The 18,532-nt window shown below is 49.1% G+C and carries 17 protein-coding genes; 1 reads left to right on the top strand and 16 read right to left on the bottom strand.

Features of this window, described 5'->3' with window-relative positions; translation table 11 throughout:
* Positions 1-11 precede the first annotated feature (11 nt).
* The 7 genes from LO777_RS03285 to LO777_RS03255 form a co-directional block, all read right to left on the bottom strand.
* Positions 12-344, bottom strand: coding sequence for a DUF2190 family protein (locus LO777_RS03285; protein ID WP_228856139.1), 333 nt, complete (start codon positions 342-344; stop codon positions 12-14).
* Positions 345-422: 78 nt separating this feature from the next.
* Positions 423-2,015: a Mu-like prophage major head subunit gpT family protein gene (locus tag LO777_RS03280; RefSeq protein ID WP_228856138.1), complete on the bottom strand. Its 1,593-nt coding sequence runs from the start codon at positions 2,013-2,015 to the stop codon at positions 423-425.
* A gap of 40 nt (positions 2,016-2,055) precedes the next feature.
* Entirely contained in the window at positions 2,056-2,649 is a 594-nt protein-coding gene (locus LO777_RS03275) for a hypothetical protein (RefSeq protein WP_228856137.1), read from the bottom strand.
* Positions 2,639-4,213: a phage portal protein gene (locus tag LO777_RS03270; RefSeq protein WP_228856136.1), complete on the bottom strand. Its 1,575-nt coding sequence runs from the start codon at positions 4,211-4,213 to the stop codon at positions 2,639-2,641. The genes LO777_RS03275 and LO777_RS03270 overlap by 11 nt, the downstream gene beginning before the upstream one ends.
* Positions 4,214-4,215: 2 nt before the next feature.
* Positions 4,216-4,437 carry a hypothetical protein gene (locus LO777_RS03265; RefSeq protein WP_228856135.1) on the bottom strand — a complete coding sequence of 74 codons (222 nt, stop codon included), beginning with the start codon at positions 4,435-4,437 and terminating at the stop codon, positions 4,216-4,218.
* A 255-nt stretch (positions 4,438-4,692) separates the two neighbouring features.
* Positions 4,693-7,266, bottom strand: a complete 2,574-nt coding sequence (locus tag LO777_RS03260; protein WP_228856134.1) for an N-6 DNA methylase — start codon at positions 7,264-7,266, stop codon at positions 4,693-4,695.
* Positions 7,267-7,642: 376 nt separating this feature from the next.
* Positions 7,643-8,515: a hypothetical protein gene (locus LO777_RS03255; protein ID WP_228856133.1), complete on the bottom strand. Its 873-nt coding sequence runs from the start codon at positions 8,513-8,515 to the stop codon at positions 7,643-7,645.
* Between the two features lie 261 nt (positions 8,516-8,776).
* On the opposite strand from LO777_RS03255, the gene LO777_RS03250 reads away from it, so the two are divergent.
* Positions 8,777-10,330 (top strand): transposase, encoded by a 1,554-nt coding sequence (locus LO777_RS03250; RefSeq protein ID WP_228854017.1) that lies wholly within the window; start codon positions 8,777-8,779, stop codon positions 10,328-10,330.
* A 179-nt stretch (positions 10,331-10,509) separates the two neighbouring features.
* On the opposite strand, the gene LO777_RS03245 is transcribed toward LO777_RS03250, so the two are convergent.
* The 9 genes from LO777_RS03245 to LO777_RS03205 form a co-directional block, all read right to left on the bottom strand.
* A complete protein-coding gene (locus tag LO777_RS03245) occupies positions 10,510-11,310 on the bottom strand; it encodes an HNH endonuclease signature motif containing protein (protein WP_228856132.1) in 801 nt (266 codons plus the stop codon).
* The gene (locus LO777_RS03240; RefSeq protein ID WP_228856131.1) at positions 11,311-11,544 is read right to left on the bottom strand and encodes a hypothetical protein; all 234 of its coding nucleotides are present in this window, start codon (positions 11,542-11,544) and stop codon (positions 11,311-11,313) included.
* Positions 11,545-11,547: 3 nt separating this feature from the next.
* Complete coding sequence (locus LO777_RS03235; RefSeq protein ID WP_228856130.1) at positions 11,548-12,036, bottom strand: hypothetical protein; 489 nt, start codon at positions 12,034-12,036, stop codon at positions 11,548-11,550.
* Positions 12,014-12,271, bottom strand: a complete 258-nt coding sequence (locus tag LO777_RS03230) for an ogr/Delta-like zinc finger family protein (protein WP_228856129.1) — start codon at positions 12,269-12,271, stop codon at positions 12,014-12,016. The genes LO777_RS03235 and LO777_RS03230 overlap by 23 nt, the downstream gene beginning before the upstream one ends.
* Complete coding sequence (locus tag LO777_RS03225; RefSeq protein ID WP_228856128.1) at positions 12,272-14,176, bottom strand: terminase gpA endonuclease subunit; 1,905 nt, start codon at positions 14,174-14,176, stop codon at positions 12,272-12,274. It lies immediately after the preceding gene.
* Positions 14,176-14,736, bottom strand: a complete 561-nt coding sequence (locus LO777_RS03220; protein WP_228856127.1) for a hypothetical protein — start codon at positions 14,734-14,736, stop codon at positions 14,176-14,178. The genes LO777_RS03225 and LO777_RS03220 overlap by 1 nt, the downstream gene beginning before the upstream one ends.
* The gene (locus LO777_RS03215) at positions 14,708-16,183 is read right to left on the bottom strand and encodes a hypothetical protein (RefSeq protein WP_228856126.1); all 1,476 of its coding nucleotides are present in this window, start codon (positions 16,181-16,183) and stop codon (positions 14,708-14,710) included. The genes LO777_RS03220 and LO777_RS03215 overlap by 29 nt, the downstream gene beginning before the upstream one ends.
* Before the next feature lie 195 nt (positions 16,184-16,378).
* Positions 16,379-17,962 (bottom strand): DNA primase family protein, encoded by a 1,584-nt coding sequence (locus LO777_RS03210; RefSeq protein WP_228856125.1) that lies wholly within the window; start codon positions 17,960-17,962, stop codon positions 16,379-16,381.
* On the bottom strand, positions 17,955-18,233 hold the full coding sequence (locus LO777_RS03205) for an IS1/IS1595 family N-terminal zinc-binding domain-containing protein (RefSeq protein ID WP_228856124.1): 279 nt from the start codon (positions 18,231-18,233) through the stop codon (positions 17,955-17,957). Before LO777_RS03205 ends, LO777_RS03210 begins: the two co-directional genes overlap by 8 nt.
* Between the last annotated feature and the right edge of the window lie 299 nt (positions 18,234-18,532).

Raw genomic sequence — 18,532 nt, 5'->3', positions numbered from 1 at the left:
TCTTTTTCTGTTTACGCGTTGAGTTTGATTCTTACCGTGGCGTCACTTGTCCCGGCATCGGCCACGGCGACCCCTGCGTCGATATTGTCCACCGCGGTTTTATTGATATTGCCGTCGGCCACGTCCCAGTAACACCTGTCGCCCTGGTTGATGGCCAGGCTGGTGTTCTTGGGGAGCTCGAAGACCTGCTCGGTTGCCACCCGGCCGGTTTCGCCGTTGGCGATATTGCCCAGGGCAACACAGACCAGGACACCGATGACAACAGCGGAGCCTGACGTCACGTCGGATCCGGTGCCGTTTGTCCAGTCAATTACTACGCCTTCCTGTATATGATTTTTTGCCATTTTCTTTTCCTCTGTTTTTTCCGCTCTTTTTTACGGCAGGCCGAAACAGACCTGCCGAATCTTTATTCCCGTGCCGTATTACGCGCCGGGGTTTTTATAGGCGCCCACGTGGTCAACTACTCCGGTGCCGAAGTCATGGCGGCACTTGATCTCCAGGGCGTCAGATTTGAAGTCGATCTGCTCCTCGACGTATGGCTGCTCTTCGCCCTCCAGGTAGGCGGCCTCGATGACCGGCACCTGGTTCGGATGGGCCAGGAGGTACCAGGCCGTCTCCGATGCCGCGTCCAGCAGTGGATCGGCAATGGGGGTGAGTTTTCCGGCCCATGGATTATGGACTCCGGCAGACATGTTCGACTCCGGCAGGGCCGAGGACCTGAGCAGGACCTCCGCGTCGGTTTCCTTGACCACCGGGGTGAGGAGAAAGGCGGGTTGGACATCTATGGACTCGCCAGCCAGCCCCTTTTGCTTGCGCATGGCGGCCCGGCCAACACCGAGCGAGGCCGAGGTGAGCGCCGTGCCGCTGGAGGCCAGGTTTTTATGGTCGGCGTGGAACAGCGCCTTGCCGTCCGACATTGTCGGGTTGCCGGTAATCAGCGCGTAGACTGCGGCGGACTCAAACCGGCGGGCCGAAACGCCGAAGAGCTGCGGGATGCGGGTAAAGGCCCGCAGGTCGTCATTGATGATCATCTGGCGGGTGAGCGCCACCAGGATACCCTTGGTGATGATCTTGTAGGATTCCTGGGCATCGCTGAATTCTGCCCGTTTATACTCCCCGTTCTCCCCCAGCCCCTTGAGGTCTGGAGAACCCGAGAGCTTGATGGCGTGGATTTCCTTAAAATCCATGGCCGAGGTGACGGCGACAAATGGCCGCCAGGTGGCGGGCCACTCGTTATAGGCCGCCAGCAGGGTTTTGTTGACCAGGGCCGCGAAGATATGGGGAAAGTCGGAAGTGGAGTTGGCGGCAAGGGCGCGGCCTGCAATCTCCAGCCTGGACATGGCCCGGCAGTTGACGCCATCCATCTCCAGCAGCTCCCGGCAGATTTCCAGCAGGGAGCGGCCGCGGAACTCTCCGGCTCCGGCCGCGGGCTCTTCCACTGCAATCCCGGAGCGCATCATCAGGCCGTGGGTTACAGCGGACCGCAGTTTTTCTCCTGCCTCCATGCCGACCTGGGCGGACATGGTGCCGGTGCCCAGGGGTTTGTTGCGTTTCTGCAGTTCGGTGAGGATGAGGTTCGAGGCCCGTTCCGCGGTGATTTCCGGGTTGTTGACCAGGGACCTGGCAAAATCACCATTATCCAGGTCGGCCACTCCTGCCACGTTGATAAGGGACTGGACGGCAGACCTCCGCTCGGCATCGGCAGCCAGGGCGCGTACTGTCTGCTGGTTGACTATCTCGTCCAGCTCTTCTTTGCTGTAGCTGCGGCTCCCCGCCTGGCTGGTCTGGACGGCTGCCGGGTCGCCAGCGCCAGGGCCGGGATCGGAGTCGCCATTACCGTCGCCACGACCACCTGTTTCGCCAGGGTCGCCTGGGGCGGATCGCTGACCGGGGTCGATTCCCGGAAGGTCAATGCCGTCGTCTTTCAGCTGGTAGTAGAGGTCCCATGCCTGCTGCTCTGTCGCGTCCGCACGAAGCCCGTTTGCTTCCAAAAATTTTCTCAGTTTTTCATTCATCTTTTTTCTCCCTGATAAGAGATTTTTCTATTTGAGCGGACTATGCGCCGCAGAGTAAACGTACCTTGGCCAGGACATCTGCCCCGATGGGCGTGATGGAAAATTCTTTTAAAATCCACTCGTATGTGACCCTGACCGGGCCGACAAATGTCCGGCCGGACACTGTTACCTCGTGGTCCTCCGGAACCCATATTGATTTTTTTGGCTGGTAGCCGACAGACCCGTCCGTGATATGGCCGCCTTCCACCTTTTTCCTGGCATCTGCGCTGGCCGAATCTTCGGCAAAAAAGACCGTGCCGGAGCGGGCCGCGAATTCGCCGGAGGTGGTTTCCTTAAAATCCCGGACGTGGCCGAGGACATCCTTAACCGATGTCCTGCTGTGGCTGTCCAGCAGCACCACCTGTCCGGAGGCCGGGACCAGCATCCCGTCTGCCAGGAGAATTTCCTCGACAAACTCCCAGCGCTCCCAGTCAAAAATGATGGTTGGTTTTTCCGTGGTGAGGACCCAGTCAAAGCCGCCATCCGCACCCGCTTCGGCCCTGGTTATGATCTCGGCCGACCGGGCCCACATGCCGCGGTGGATTCCGGCACCGCGGAGGATCTTCTGTATTTCTCCTGCTGCTCTATTCTGCATTGTTTTCTTCCTCGATTTTTTTTCTGGCCTGGCGCACCGTTTCCAGCTCCAGGAGGTGTTGTTCTTCCTCGATCAGCTCCTCGATGGTGGCGTACCAGTCGAGGCCACGCTGGGCGGCCAGGTTGCGGTGGGTGTCCAGGTTGAGGTCGAGTATTTTTTCCGAGGCCGTGGCATCGTTGCGCGGGTCCACCCATGACCAGCCGGGGAACTGCCCCTCTGCCATTTCGTGATAGAGTTGCGGGTCGCGGGCATATCCGGCCATCCGTCCAGGAGCGAGACCGGCGATATAGGCCGCCTCTATAAACCAGGCCAGGACCTTGCGGTTCATCTGTTCTTCGAGAAACTGCTGCTGGGCCTGGTAGCTGAGTCGCTCTTCCAGGGCGCCCGAGCGGGACGAGGCATAGCTTGCATCGGTATAGTTGTTGGCGTAGGCCTCAAACGACATGCCGAGACCGCCGGACTGCCAGCGCTGGGAGTCCTTGACAAAGGGCTCGTAATTGTCGCCGGGGTGTGAGGGGGCGGCAAAGGTGATATCGGTGCCGGTGGGCAATGGCTGGATAACATTGTGACGGATCTCTTCCGGTGCCTCGACATTCTCCCCGGTTGATGCCGGGCTGATCGGTTCCGCCTGGCCGCCGAAACTCAGGCCGCCACCCAGCGTGAAACCGGGGTAAGCGGACTTTAAAAACGCGGCGAAGGTGGCCTGGATCCGGGCAGCATCCTGGGTGATATGGCGGAAATCCTCCATGCGGTAAGACTCCATCACCACCGCCACCAGCCAGGCGATCCCGGAGTATTGGGAAATCCTGTCCCGGCGCCAGACATGGATAATCTCTGTTGCCGGGATCCTAGTCGACTTGGTTCTGCGGCCCAGGGCCAGGTAATCGCCTGGGTGTTCCGGCAGAATATGATAGGCTACCGGGCGGCCTGTTGCGGCATCGTATTCGATACCCTTTCTGGCCACGTTACCGCCGGGGAGAATGCCATCGACCAGGGCGTCGAGCTGGTCGCATTCGATCAGCTCCAGGCGCAAAGGGACAATGCCCGGCAGGGATGTATCGTATACCCGGTGGATAAGGTACTGGCCATCTGACCACATATGGCGAAGACCGAGCCGCTGGAGCGAGCCATAGGAGTCGTGCCCGGTTATATCGCAATATTTTGTCCAGCGGGTAAAGAGCACCCGCCACTTGCTGTTTGTGTCGCGGTCCAGCTTGCCGTCGCGCGTGCGAAATTTAAACTGGGGGAGGATGCCCCCGCGCACAACGTTATTGCAGATGCGGTTGATGCCGCCGGAAATGAGCGAATTGTTGGCCACCTGGTCGCGGCAGCGGGCAGCAACAATTTTATAGGCTTTTTTGACGTCGGCATCTGCCGACGTGGAACGCGGGATAAACTTGCTATCGGCATCACGGAGAGACCCGGCCACAAAGCCGCGATACATCTCGCGGCCGAACATCCACCGGGAGGCCATTGCCGGAGAGACCAGGGCCAGCACTGCTCCGGTGGCCCTGGTGTACCAGTGAGAGATCCTGGACGATATGGTTTTTTTCGTGTTTGCCATGGCTACCGTCCGGGAAAAAAACAGGGTTGTGCCGCAAAGCCGCTGCCATCCAGCAGGGCTATTTCGCGGTCAAGGTATTTGATTTCCGCCCGAACATCACGCAGGGCGGCATGCTCGTTTGCCATGCCATCCTGGCTGGTCCATGACTGCAACCCTTCCAGCAGGGCTTTTTCCTTGGCAATGTAGAGGGCTTTTCTTTCTCTGAGTTCTGTGAGGCGAGACATATGCAGGCTTTTCCCGGTAAAAATATTTTTTACGAAAATGAAGCGCTGGGCTATGTCTGGAGGGTAGGGGGAAAAAGAGGAAAAAAAAAGAGGGCCACTACCACTGGTGGTAATTTACCACCGGTGGTACTCGGTTTTGTGCACCGGCATGATTTTTGCTATTTTATTGGAGTACAGGAAAAAAGCCGATTCCTGTGTTGGAATCGGCTTTTTTCCTGTCCCCGCGGGATTTCTATGTATTAATACTGTTCTGTGTCAACGAAAATCAATCTTTGATGAATCAATCTGTTCTTTAAATTTTTCAATTTGTTCTTTTATTTCTTGAATTGATTTGTATTTTTCAACTATTTCATATTGCTTCTCGATATCAATCTTACCGCTACGGTTAAATGGGATTGAAATTTTAATTTTTTTCATATTCTTCAATGATGCCCTTAGCCCACGATCAAATCCGTATAACGATTTAACGTTTTCTAATTGTATCATCAAGTAGTCAGGCAACAAATCGTCTGTCAATATTCTTATTGCTCCACAGTGGTCTGTGGTAACAAATGGTGTATCCTTGGGTAATGAATTAAAATCAAAGTCTCCATCTATCCCCCATAGAACAAAATTATTACTAAAATCCAACACGTTGCTTTCCTCATGAAAACCTATTGGTTTAAAAACATTGGCACTATAAATAGGTATATCACCATGTATTTTAATTAAATCTTTTTTTAATAACCTTTTCCCGATAAATAATCTAAAGTATCCAATATCATTTAAGCAGACTTCCTTAAACTCGTTTACTTTTTTGTTTTTCACAGAAGCTTCTTTTATTATATCGCTATATTCATTTAAGGATTCAGCAATATCTTTAATATTTTCGCTAAATTCTATTGGCGTTACCAATTTGTCTTTCTCTACTATACCTATTTTAATTTTTTCATCTTTTGTCCACCATCTATCAACAGACCAATGATCTTCTGGGTGAAATTTATCAATGTGCTGTATCTTACATCTTTCGTCAGTATTGATTTTGCTAAAATGTGTTTTGTTCCCTTTAAAAAAGGTAAATAAGGTAACAGCTTCTTGCAAGTCGTTTTGTTCCATATCAAAACGGTAAATATCCCTTGTTTCACCTATCTCGCTTACAAAATATGTAAAAACTGGCTCGGTTTGTTTTGTTTCTTTGTTAGATTTTTTTGTTAAAGCAAGAATGTACGTTTTTTTGGGTGTGGTAAAAAATGTTTTTTCTGGCAATGAGATTATTGCATCCAAAAAGCATTCTTCAATAATAAATTTACGCAATTTAGCATCATTTTGACGGTTAAAAATCCCATCAGGTACAACTACAAAAGCTTTCCCATCAGATTTCAAGGCCTTTATGATCCATTCCATAAATAAGCCCTCAACCCCCATCGCATTAATTTTATAATAATTCTCTAATTCGCCATCTTTTTTTATTTCATCTTTTAAATTACTACTACCGCTTGTCACGTAAGGAGGGTTTGTTAAAATTAAATCATATTTTTCCTTTACCGGCTCTGCAAGCGTACCTAGAATTGAGTTTGTTTTTAACGTAAAACTTTCATTAAATAGTTGGGCAAAATTCTTAGTTATTCCAGAGTTCTCTTTGATTAAGTCAGAAAAATAAATCAACATATTGGCTTTTGCCAATATGATTGTTTTTTGCTCATCTTTATCAAAACCTTTATCGAAGCCATGAATAGTTATTTTGGGTACAATACCATTTTTATTAATTTTATAGAACTGATCCAGCCTTGTCTTAATCGGCTCTAAAAGAAATTTTCCGACACCACAAGCAGGGTCGCAAATTCTCGCACTATTTTTAATATCATCTTTTGCCATTTCAACAATGGCCCGAACCACCTTTATAGGTGTAAAGAATTGGCCCCAATTTTTCTTACTTATGCTTTCTTTCAGGAAGCTTTCAAACAACTGGCTTTTAAAGTCATAATCAATGTGTTCTAATTTTCCATAGTTATTGAATTTAAACAAAACTTTCTTAAAGACAGTGCTATAGCCCTTTACAGCTTTTTGAGCCTTACTAACAAAAATAGTCCCGTTAATTATTGTAGTTTTATCGTCATGGCTTTCTGGAAATAGTTCTTTGATTTTAGGCCTAATAATTTGAGCATAATTTTCTAACACTTCCTCTTCCGTGTTCGTTTCGTAGCTTTTAATTAAACTATTAAAACTATAAATCCCTTTCAACACAGACAGGTCACTTAAATATTTAAAAATGAACAACTCAACGAAAGTATATAAACAATTTTCTGGAGTTGCCCCGCTCACCGACCATATATCCTGCCATATTTGTTTAGCAAGCCTAGTTGGGTTCACTAAATCCCTAGGCTTTATTTGATCATTTCTTTGATTAACTGAGTCTATGATTTTTTCTATCAATTTGGGGAGGTTGTCGTCATTGAAATCAAAATTGTATTGTATCTTTCTCCCTTCATCGTCTTTTATTTCATTCCCCGTTAATACATTAATCCAGATACTCTCTTGCTTATCGGTTGCTATCAGCACATTTGCTTTTAGTTTTTGAGCAACAATCAATTCTTGCTTAACAGCTTTTTTCTTTTTAGGAGTTGTATTAAACTGGGAAGGTTTTTTGTATTCAATTACAGCAATTACATTTTTATTTTGGACTATTAAAGCGTCCACTTTCTTTTTTTCCTCTTGGCCGTAATCCACATTCCTGATAATTCTATTTTCCTTGAGTTGCTTTATGGTAGTTGCGCCAATGTTATAAAAGTCCCACTTTCCAATTTTACCCGGATTCTCAATTAAATCTTTTTGTATCAACTCTTCGCTCATTTTCCTGCTCCATTTGTTCTTGGCTTATCCCAGTATGGGGATTTACATTTAGGGCAGACCCGAGGGGTTTTTCCATATTATTGGGCTTCCATTCATGCTTGCATCGGTAACAACGATGTCCTATTATCAAAACATTTGCACCGAAGTTGTCTGAAATATTTTTTTTCATACCCAAAATATACACCTTATGGTAATATACTGTCAAGGATATACTGAAAAAATCAACTGCATAAAATCACAGAACAAATCGCTTAACTCTGACCCCAAGCACGGCGGTTTTTCAAATAAACTTGGCAGGCTATCCATGCTCACATCTTCGTGCCAATTTGGTTGGTAAAATGCTTGGGGCAGGTTAGCTCAGCCGTTAAGTGGACGATCACACAGCGTGCCTGTAATCTTCCCATGGTATCTTTTTGTAAATTGCTCGGTGATTCACCCACCGGGCAAAATCTTTTAACTCTTGGGCAGGTTCATTCCCTTCAGGATCTCTGTATGGTTGGGCGAAAGGAATCACATACAGGCCTTTTAAAAATCGGACTCTTTCTAGCGCATCATCAATATCCTTAACCAGCACATAACAAAACAACTCTGCTGGGCAGGCGTTATGCCAGCGTAATAATTCAACAGCCTTGCGGATCGGCTCTATCTGACTCACAGAATCACAGGCCAGCCGAATATGACGAATCCATTTCACCTTTCCAAGACACTTAGCTATACCATTATCAATCAGTCTTGCATCAAGACCCTGGTTGAAATCAACCTTTATACCCATTTTGCCGATCTTGACGATTTGGTTTAACCCGTGGGTATCAGCAAGCACGTTGTTGTCCATCAAAACAACCTCTTTATGTCTTATAAACTCTTCAATATCTGCGTGGCCTCTAATGTCTCCTTCTTTTTCAGGTACAAAACACCACTGGCATTTATTCGGACACCCACGGGTAAGAAAACCGTAACTTTTTTGGCAGTTATAAAGCGAATAATCAGGGCAAATATGCTCAACTTCTTCTGGCAGCTCTATTTTAATCCCGTAACCAGTGCCACCTTTTATGGTGTCTTTCGGCAGATAAGGGTCTTCCGGTGTCCAAGTGAAAACTTTCGACGAATACACTTTGTCGTAGTCAGCGAATAGAGGATTAAACCACGCTACAGTATCACCTTGGGCTTTGTGCCATGCACTCAGTTTCATCAAGGCAAGATTCGGGTATTTGTGGCCCTTACCTTCGCTATCGTGTAGTGCTATTTTCATAGTTTCCGTTACGTAAATACAACAAGTCAATTAAGAGGGAAAACAAGCAGTGCGGTTTTCAGGCTACATCCGATTTTACCAACCAATCACCATAACTGCCGTATTGGGAGGCGGACGCCGCTTGTTTCCCCTTATTTCAACCGTTCAAGCTGTAGAAAAAGTCAACAAAACAAATTAACTACTGAATAATACGTGTAAAAATGTTATACTGCTGTCGCAAATTGATCGAAATACCCCTTACCTTCGATAAATGGAGCTGCAATGGCACGGTATAAACCTTATTCCTATGCTCAGGGCAAGTTCATTCCCATCCATTTTGCAAATCAGATCCTTCCCGGCACATTTGAATATACGCTGAATTATCTCATTGATCATGAACTTGATCTTTCCATCTTTAATGATCGCTATCACAATGATGATTCCGGTGCCCCGGCCTATGATCCGAAGATTCTGCTTAAAATCATTCTCTTTGCCTATTCCAGAGGGATTGTGAGCAGCCGTAAAATAGAGAGAGCCTGTCGTGAGAATGTAATCTTTATGGCACTGTCTGCCGACAGTCGTCCCCATTTCACCACAATTGCAGATTTTATTTCCAGCATGGACAAGGAAATAGTCTCACTGTTTCTTGAAGTACTTCTGGTTTGCGATGAACAGAAATTGATCGGCAGAGAGATGTTTGCCATTGACGGCTGCAAAATGCCCAGCAACGCCTCTGTTACCTGGAGCGGAACCAGGGCTGATTTTCAGAAAAAAGTAACGAAGATGGAAACAGCTATAGCAAATATGGTCAACCACCATCATATGAATGACCAGGAAAAGAGTGATGAAAATATCAAAGAGAAAAAAGAAAAATATGTAAAATCCCTGCGTAAAAATATAAAGAAGGTACGGAAATGGCTGGATAATAATGATGATCGGAGAGGAAAAGGCAAAAGACCTGTCAAATCCAATATTACCGACAATGAATCCGCCAAGATGAAGACCTCAAAAGGTGTTATCCAGGGCTATAACGGTGTTACCGCCGTGGACAGTAAAACCCAGGTGATAGTAGCCGCCGAAGCCTATGGTCAAGGCAGTGAGCAGGACCTGCTGGAACCGATGATAGACAAAATCAGCGAAAATTTACAGGAAACCGGAAAAGACAACGATGTCTTTAAAGATGCAAAACTCCTGGCAGACAGCGGATACCATGCAAATAAAAATATGGAGATGCTGGCAGAAAAAGAGATAGACGCGTATGTAGCCGATAACCAGTTCAGAAAACGGGATCCCAGGTTCAAAGATTACGGCAGATATAAGGATCGAACAAGAAAAGAACGGGCCAAACGAGAAGGCAGAAAGAACCTCTTTGTACCTGCTGATTTTACCTTTCCCGAAGATCTGAGTTACTGTATCTGTCCTGCCGGGAAACGGCTCTATAGAAGTGGTGGGAATATCTTTACCAAAGGCCATCATTCTGTCCGGTTCCAGGCACCCCAATCCGCCTGTGTTCCCTGCAAACTGAGGTCAAAATGTCTTCGCTATCCTGATCGCACCAAAACACGTCAGGTTGCCTATTTTACTGGGCGCATGGATAAAAAGAAGAAAACCAGTTGTGCAGAAAAGATGAAGCGAAAAATAGATTCAGCCGCTGGCAGGGCCATCTATTCCATGCGATTGGCAATAGGAGAACCACCTTTTGCCCATATCAGATCAACAATCGGTCTGAACAGGTTCACCCTGAGATCGAAAAAGAAGGTGAATATCCAGTGGAACCTTTTCTGCATTATCCATAACCTTAAAAAGGTGCATGCATATGGAATGGGTTTTGTGTAGATTGCTGGAAAATGGTTAGGAAAAGCTGGAAATTGGTGAGATAAATTGCTTTATTGAGGATGTTAGAGAAAAAAGTAATTTTACATCAGGATATTTTTTGAATTGTTTTGAAATTTGAATTTTTTTGAAAAGATATGTGGGAAAATTGCAGTTGCCTGGGCTGTTTTTCTACATGCTCGTTAGCTTGACTTTGATCTCTCAAATATCGCCTGATCTATTCTGGCAATATTCAACAGCACCGGTTTAATTTCATTGGGTTGCTGTCCGTATTCCATTTTTGTCAACCTGGCATTTTCACCCCTGGAGACCAGCACCAGGTTTTCGATTGTTATATTTGTCCGGTCACCGTCCTTGAAGCGGACACAGTGACCTACAGGGACAGTACCGTTGTATTTCTCCCACAAAACAACATGCTTGTGTCTGTACCAACCTGAATTGCTGCTGCTGTATGGGTTACGTTCAGACACCTTCACCAGGATATATCCATCCTTGTCTATGCGTTCGCTACCTACAGGCCGGTGATTTTTCGGCATATGTCCCTTTTTGAAACTGGTCCTGTTGGCGCCCGTATAACCCTTTGTCCCTCTGTTCCAACTCTGGCCGCCTTTTTTAAAAAACCCTGTGCGCCCGGAACGAATTTTATGATTTTTAACGAACGAAATAACTTGACTCACCTTCAATGATAGTCCGAATTTTTCGTTGAGTGCTGACGTCAGGTCTTTTCTTGACATTTTTTTATAACCATTCCTTACAAAATCAACTTGCTCGGGTGTAAGGAGGCATATGTTTTCACCTTTCTTAAACCCTTTTTTCCGACCGCTTTTTATTTTATTGTTTTTCAGGCATGATTTTATCTGACTTTCGCTTTTTTCAGTCCCGAATTGTTTGTTAAACAGAGCCGTCAGCATCCGCAGTCTGTGTTTTTTAAAACCATCTCGCAAAAACAATATCATTTCAGGAGTGTATCTGAAACGTCCCATCTACTCCGCCTCCAGCATTTTTGGCAGATCCCCCTTTTCCCTGTTCCACTCCCATGCTATTTTTCTGGCCTCAAGTTCCAACTTTGCATTTGCTGTAATGTCTTTGGCTATACCTGATATTGCTTTTCCTCTGGCAATCTCTTCGCTGAGTTTATCCCCTGTTAAATCATCATCGTTGAGACGTTCAATTTGTTCAAAAAGATGGTTGTTTAAATCAGTGATTTTGTTTTTCATCGTTTATCCTCCAAAATATTTTTGCTCCAGGCTGGTGGGGCCTGGGATAGCGGCCAGGCTTATCCGCCTGCGACCGGACAGCTGCTTTAACAGACTTTTATCTGACAGGTATCCGGCATTTTTTTTACTGGTCAGGTAACTGTCCGGCAGGTTTTTCTTCTGCCATTTTTTCAGCCTGGTATAGACCGATGGTATTTCCAGGCCGGTTGTCTCGACAAGGTCGTGCACAGTGAATCGCCGGCCATCTGAAAACCGGTATATCGTCGCACCTTGTGGCTGGCCGCGATGCTCCAGGTACAAACTGTCGTTGATATAGCTGAGCAGAGCTGACGGGCGCCGCTTTTTCAGTAATGATCTCACCCTGTTCAGATTCAGGTCGCGGTGGATGCGGCCGAACTCCGTGGGGGAAAAGACCTGGCCGTCTGCCTGGATATGGAGCCTGTTTTTCCTGGTTACTATCCTGATTTTTTTATACTGTTTCAGTGTCGACATTTGATGTATCCACCTCTATTGATTTGATGGTTATCTTCATGGCCGCCAGGACGCAGCCTGGGTTTTTACAGCGGTGATACCGGATCCTCGTGTTCCCTTCCCAGGGCGTTGTTTTGTAAATTCTCGATTTCTCCCCGCACCAGGGACAGAGGCCGCCAAGCCTGGGGGAATAATCAACCCCGTTTGCGGCCCTGTTCTTTGCCAGGGCGATTTTGCTGATGGTTGGTCTGGCCATTTATTCTCCTTCCCTGTTTAAAAATTTTATGCCGAGGATATCCGAGGCCACCATTTCCATGACTCCGCAGTCAAAATAGTGGTTTGCTTTGTTTTTCGGGCACTGCCAGAGGCGGCGGTCGTCCACATATTCCGCGCAGTAATGGGCGGCAAACTCTTCCGTTGTGTCCGCGTGGAGATGGTAGGCCCCAGGGGTGTCCGGCTTGATACGCAGTTTTGCCGCCATCCGGTCCTTGTAGTGGTGGGTGTCGCAGATATAGAGCTCCACCCCGCCTGGTATTTTTGTGTTTGTGCCGGGGTAGGTGTCGATGACCGATTTTGTGTACGGTTTTGCCTTACGGCCTGACGCGCCCTTATAGGCCAGCACCCTGTTGGGGTGCATCCGGGTAAAGTCGTAGACCTCGGATGTCCGGTGGCCACCGGAGTCTATCACGGCCAGGTGTACCGGGTAGTAGAGGCCGTCTGCATCCCGGTATTCAGAGTTAAAGAGGATCTCTTCAAGGGCCGCAAAACTGTCCAACTCCCCGTGCCTGATCAACCATGATTCCTGAGCCAGCCCCCAGCCAAATGCCCGGACGGTAAAGAAAAACGAGTTGTCCTGGGTGTCTATCCCTGCCACCAGGGCGGCGACCTGCCCGCCACCGGGGACAAGTCCTTCCGGCCGATCATCCCGCAGGGCGAGTATGGCCTCGGTCTGCCTGGCCTGGCGAAATGGCCTGTGGGCTTTTGCCGCGATCTGATTGTCAAAATAGTGCATGTCCTCCGGGTTTTTCAGGCCGCGGAGGAAGGCTGCAGCTATTTCCGAGTTGGTGACCAGGGGAGAAATCCAGCCGGGGGAGTGAAAGCAGATTTTCCGGGGCTTTTCTGCGCGCAGACAGGCGAAGAGCTCCCGTGGTTTTGTGCCTTCTTTTATTTTCTCTTCCGACAGTTTTTCGTACCACAGCCCCTTTCTAAGCGCCGCTATCCTGACCCTGTCGTCACCCACCAGGCCGCAGCAGGGGAAGACGTATTTTGCCAGGTCTTTTTCCTCGATTTCCTCCGGGTCCCGGCAATCGCCAAACCTGATGTTCTTAAATTCGACCTGGCCGATAGTGCCGCAGCCGGGGCACGGGATGTAATATTCGAAAACGACCTGGGCCTCTTTGGTCATATAGTGCCAGATCGGGCCATCCGGATCGGACGGGGTGGAGATCAACCAGCACTTACCGCCGTAGACATACGAGCGAAAGCGCTCGAAAAAGAGCTTGAGGGTTGTGGCCTCTTTTTTTGAGGCGTATTTCACCCATTTGTCCACCTCGTCCCCGATCAGGTACCTGGCGGAGATATTGCCCAGGGAGGAGACCGAGCCGGACCAGCCAAGGTAGATCAGCATGGTGAGGAGTTTTATCCGCATCGATGCCATATCCGATGACGTTCCGGTGAGGAGCCGGCGCAGGCGTGGTGATTTTTTGAAGACCGGCTGGAGATAATCGGTAAACCGCTTGGTGCCGGTATCCCTGTCGGGGTAGACCACAAAGGCGGGGCCGGGCTGCATGTCGGAAATATATGCCAGGATGGTTTCGGCCCCCGCGGAGCTGCCGCCCTGGGGCGACTTGCAGTTACCGATATAGCGCACCGATGGAAAAAAACTGGCGTCCATGATGCCCCGCATATGGGGCATGAAGTCGTTATCCCACCTGGAGCCTTCCAGAGGGCCATAGGTCACAACCCTGTATTTTGGTGCCCAGACGGAGGGGAGGATATGCTTTCGGCGGCGGAAGAACCGCTTTTCTCCTGCGGTGGGCTTAAATGATATCCGGACCCGGCCCTGTCGGTTGCGGTATTTTTCCGGCAGCCAGGTCGGCGAGGTGCGCAGGCGCACTGTCTTTGTCCTGCTGATGTCGGTAACCGGCGCGATTCTGCCCATCAGTCGGCCTCCATGATGACATCTATCTCGGCATCGGCCGCGAAATCACCCATGCGCTGTTCGATTGCCCGGACAATGGCCTCCACCAGTTCCGGGGCGCTGGACTGGTTGCCGTCCACCAGGGCGATCCAGTCCGGCACGTTCTGCTGGACGGTATGGTTCAGGTGGGCCATAAAGGCCACGGCGCGGGCGACGATGGCCAGCTCGAATTCGTCCCGCGGAACGAATTTGCTCTGCTTTGCAGCCAGGTCGAATTTTTCTTTTTCCAGCCCGACCCGCTCGCGCTCCAGGGAGATTTTCATTTTTTCTTCCCTGATTTTGTCCTCGTATTCGGACACCTTCCTGCCTGTCTCCGCCTTTTTGACATGGAGTGTGGCGTACTTTTCCACCGCCTTTACGGTGTACGCGCCGTCACTTTTCCGCGGCCGCAGGAGCCCGTCCCGGCAATGTTCGTAAAATTGGGAACGGGATATCTGCCAGCCGTTGTCTACGAGGTATTCCCATGCCTTGATTTTTGAGGAAAAGAGTGTTTCAGCCATCGGTTTTAACCCCTTTGTCAAAAACTCTACCATCCCTGATAAATCCGCTGATAGTTTCCTTTAATTCGATAACCTGCATTGCCGCCGCCAGCCGTTCTTTTTCGTCCATGGTTGATGTCGCCTTTTTCAGGCTGGCCAGTTCACGCGCGGTGAAAACCGGTTTTTTCATTCTGGTTAGTTTTTTCCATTCTTCACGATCATCGGTAAGATAGATAACCTTGCCGTTTGACAGGGTCATTTCCGTGACCAGGGGCCGCTGGACATCTGGCGCCATATCATCCCCTGCTGGTTGTTGCTTGTTATTACCAGCAACCGTCTTTGCGACCCCTGGTTTATTTGCCTCATATCCCAGCTTGATGCGCAGGCCGCGCGGCAGGGAGTCTTTTATCCATGCCTGGATATTCACTCCGGCCGAAAACGCCTCTCCAGGGTCATTTATCCCGTTTTTCGGTTGCGGCAGGCGGCGGTTTTGCGGGTATGTTTTGTTCCACCAGGACTGTTCTTTTTCTCCTGCCCTGTCGTAGTCCAGGCCGTTGAGGATGAGGCTGGCTGATGACAGTATCCCGTGTGCCCTGGTGTCCGGTCTGGCTGAAACATTCCAGGTCGTGATCGCGCCGACCCGGCCACCGCCCATTGCCCCGGCAATCAGGATGGCGTCGAACCCGCATTCGACCACAACAAAAACGTCTGCAGACGGGTAGATGACCATGGTTGCCATCGACGACCCTGAGACCGGGTAATATTTGATATTTCCGGCAAATTTTTTGATATCTTCGTCCAGGCGGCGGATCCTGACCTGGATAATATGCCCCTGGTCATCATATGCCGGGATTACCCAGCCGCGGGGGATCCAGATACGGCCTGGCCTGCCGTCTTTGCCCTGCCTTTCAGGCAGCCCCCAGGCGGATGTCGGGCGGTATCGGTCGCCACCTCTGGAACCCTGGTTATAGCCGAGGCGGAATATATCGGCCATTTCCGCTGTTATTCCTCTATCGGCCAGCCATGCAAGGCTGTTTTCGTCTGATTTCAGCCGATCCCGGCAGTCAGCCAGGAGGTTTTCTGCCTTTTCCTGCCATTTTGGGGCAGGGTGAGGATATGTTTTAGGCCGCCACGCAGGGCCTGCCTCGGGCAGTGATGCCGATGGCTGATACCCTCGTTTCCGACCGCCCGTGTTTTTGGGCAGGACTATGCCCAGCTCCGAGCATGCCTGCTGAAAATTCATGTTTACGAATTTTTGCAGGAATGAAATAGTATCCCCTGAGATGCCGCACTGGCGACACCAGAAACGACCCTTGCACAGCCCCTTGTTTTCCTTTTCCGGCCAGATGTGAAACCGGTCGGACTTTCGACCTTTCCCGCCGTCTCCACATGCCGGGCAGGCGGAAGCATATTCGCCGCCGTCGGCTGTAGAAATTTTTTTAGGCGTATAGCCAATGGCTGATTCAAGGTACGTTAAAATGTCTGTCATTTCTCTCAGATGATGATGTAGACCTTGGGGGGAGGATAATTTGTATATCCTCCCCTCGGATGGTCTAATTTAAAATCATGTTATTTTTACTCTTTTTCTTTATTCTTTTTTTTAGGGGGGAGGATGTAGACCTTATAATTAAAAGAAATATTTCTCCCCCCGCCCTCCGTGCAAAAACTTCTATGTGATTTCCGTCTACTTCCTCCCCCCTGCAGATACAGAAGATTGGTCATCTTCTGTGAAAATTCTCTGTATCCACGCAGCGTTAAGGGCGATTCCCTTGTAAAAAACCACCCCTTTTTTCTTTATTCGCTTAAACTCGTCACGGGCCTTGAGCTTGATCCCGAAGGCCCGCTGGGAGGGTGTATAGTTCTTTTTGGCGTTGATCGTCTCCCTAAACCAGATGGTGAAAGCCATATACAGCTCTGAGCTGCTTATGGTTATGTTGGAGTCATCCACCCGGCAGCATGACTCGATAAACTGGCCGATGAAGTCGGCGTCCTCCTCATATTCTTCCGTGGCCTTGAGGACTGACGATGGAGGATTGAGTTTTTTCCCATTCGCCTGCCATTTCAGGCAGCCCTCCACCAGCCAGGAGAGGATCTCCGTGTCGAGTTCGGCCAGCTTGTCGGCGATATCTGGATCAGCCGGTCGCTCGTTGCTTTTTGCTGGCTCGGTTTTTACAAACCTGATTTTGTGTTTGATGAGAAAGGTCCTGTCCCAAAAGGCTGGATCCCCTGATGGTGGGGCCGGTTCGTGGTTGCCGATCATCATCACCAGGTGGGTTGGCCGGAAATTACGGAGTTCCTTGTCGTATGGGTTTCGACCCTCCAGGGTGTCGCCACCCGTGAGCTTTTTTACCTGCAGACCGGAAAAACGGCTGCCTTCCTCAACTTCTGAGGAAACAGCCAGGCGGAGGCCTTCCAGTTTCATGATTGCCGGGTCCGCCTGGGAGGCACTCCTGGGCGCGTTTGTCTGAAGAAAGAGGTCTGATGGAATCACCGCGGCATAGTCGCCCATGACCCGCATAATTGATTCCATCAGGAGAGATTTGCCATTGCGGCCGGAGCCCAGGAGGAAAGGGAACACGTGTTCCGTGGTGAGCCCGGTGAGACCATATCCGAGCAGGCGCTGCATAAACTCTATAATCTCCTGGTCACCGTCATAAATTGTTTCCAGGAAATTTGTCCACCTCGATGTATCAACATCGAGGCCGAGATATTCGCAGGCGCAGCTTTTGGAAATCATTTGATCAGGTTTGCCTGGATACAGCTCCCCTGATTTGAGGTCGATAACTCCATTGGTGACACCCAGGAGCCAGGGATCCTGGTCAAACTCGTCACCAACTATGGTGAGAGGATTTCCAAGATTTTTCTTGGCAAAATCCAGGCAGGCATTCCTGCCCTTCGTCTGCCGGAGCTGCTTAATTTTTGCCTGTAGCGATTTTATTTTATTTTCCCAACTTTTTTTGAAGACCTTATGGTCTTCCGGGTCATTTTCTTTTTTCGATTTATCGATTTTTTCTTCAAAACCGATAATCTCCTCCCCATACCTTTCGACCACACACTTCACCAGGCCGATAGCCATATCAACCCGGTCACGTATCCAATAATTCCCGTTCCAGATAAACCAGGTGTCCGATGTTTTCGCATATAACAACTTGTCGGCAAAAAGTGCGCCATACAACGCCCCATCACCTTCTGCTTCAGTCGCCAGACATTCCAGGACAAATTTAGATGGGATATTTTCAGCCGGTTCTGGCGTTATGTTGTCAACCATTGATCAATCTCTTCCTGTTATAGATCCACCGGCGGGAAACATAGCCTCCCATAACCCTTGTGATAACAGGCACAGGGATTCCCTCCCCTATCAGCCTGTCGGTAATTGTTTTCACTTCGTCTGTAATACCAAACGGCTTCAGGACAAATACCCGTCCACAGGTGCGGCAAAGCCACTGTCGGTTTCCCGCACCGTTTTTCCCGTGACGCCACAACTCCTGACTCCCGCAACGCGGACAGGCAGTGGTCTTTTTTTCATTTCTATCAATCAAGTCTGCACCCTAAAAAAAAATGAAATAACGTTCCGTTTTTCCGATACTTTTAAAAATATATCCACGAGAAACCGCCGGGCGGCGTCATACCCGTACCTCCAATTCTCCAGGAAGGACCCGTGATAGTGTTGGAGGGTGTAGACCTTGTTGTTTTCTCTGCCATCGAAAAAAGGCGGCTGCAAAAACGACCGCACGTTGTTCTTTTCAGGGCAGGAATAAGCGCCTGGACAGCTCTATAGCATCGCTTTTGTTTAAGACTGCATCGAGGACTTCTCACAACCATGGATGTTTCTTTTCCC

Origin of the sequence: Desulfomarina profundi (assembly GCF_019703855.1) — a bacterium.
Classification (GTDB): domain Bacteria; phylum Desulfobacterota; class Desulfobulbia; order Desulfobulbales; family Desulfocapsaceae; genus Desulfomarina; species Desulfomarina profundi.
The sequence above is the reverse complement of the archived record's forward strand: the minus strand, read 5'-3'. Positions and strand labels throughout refer to the sequence as shown.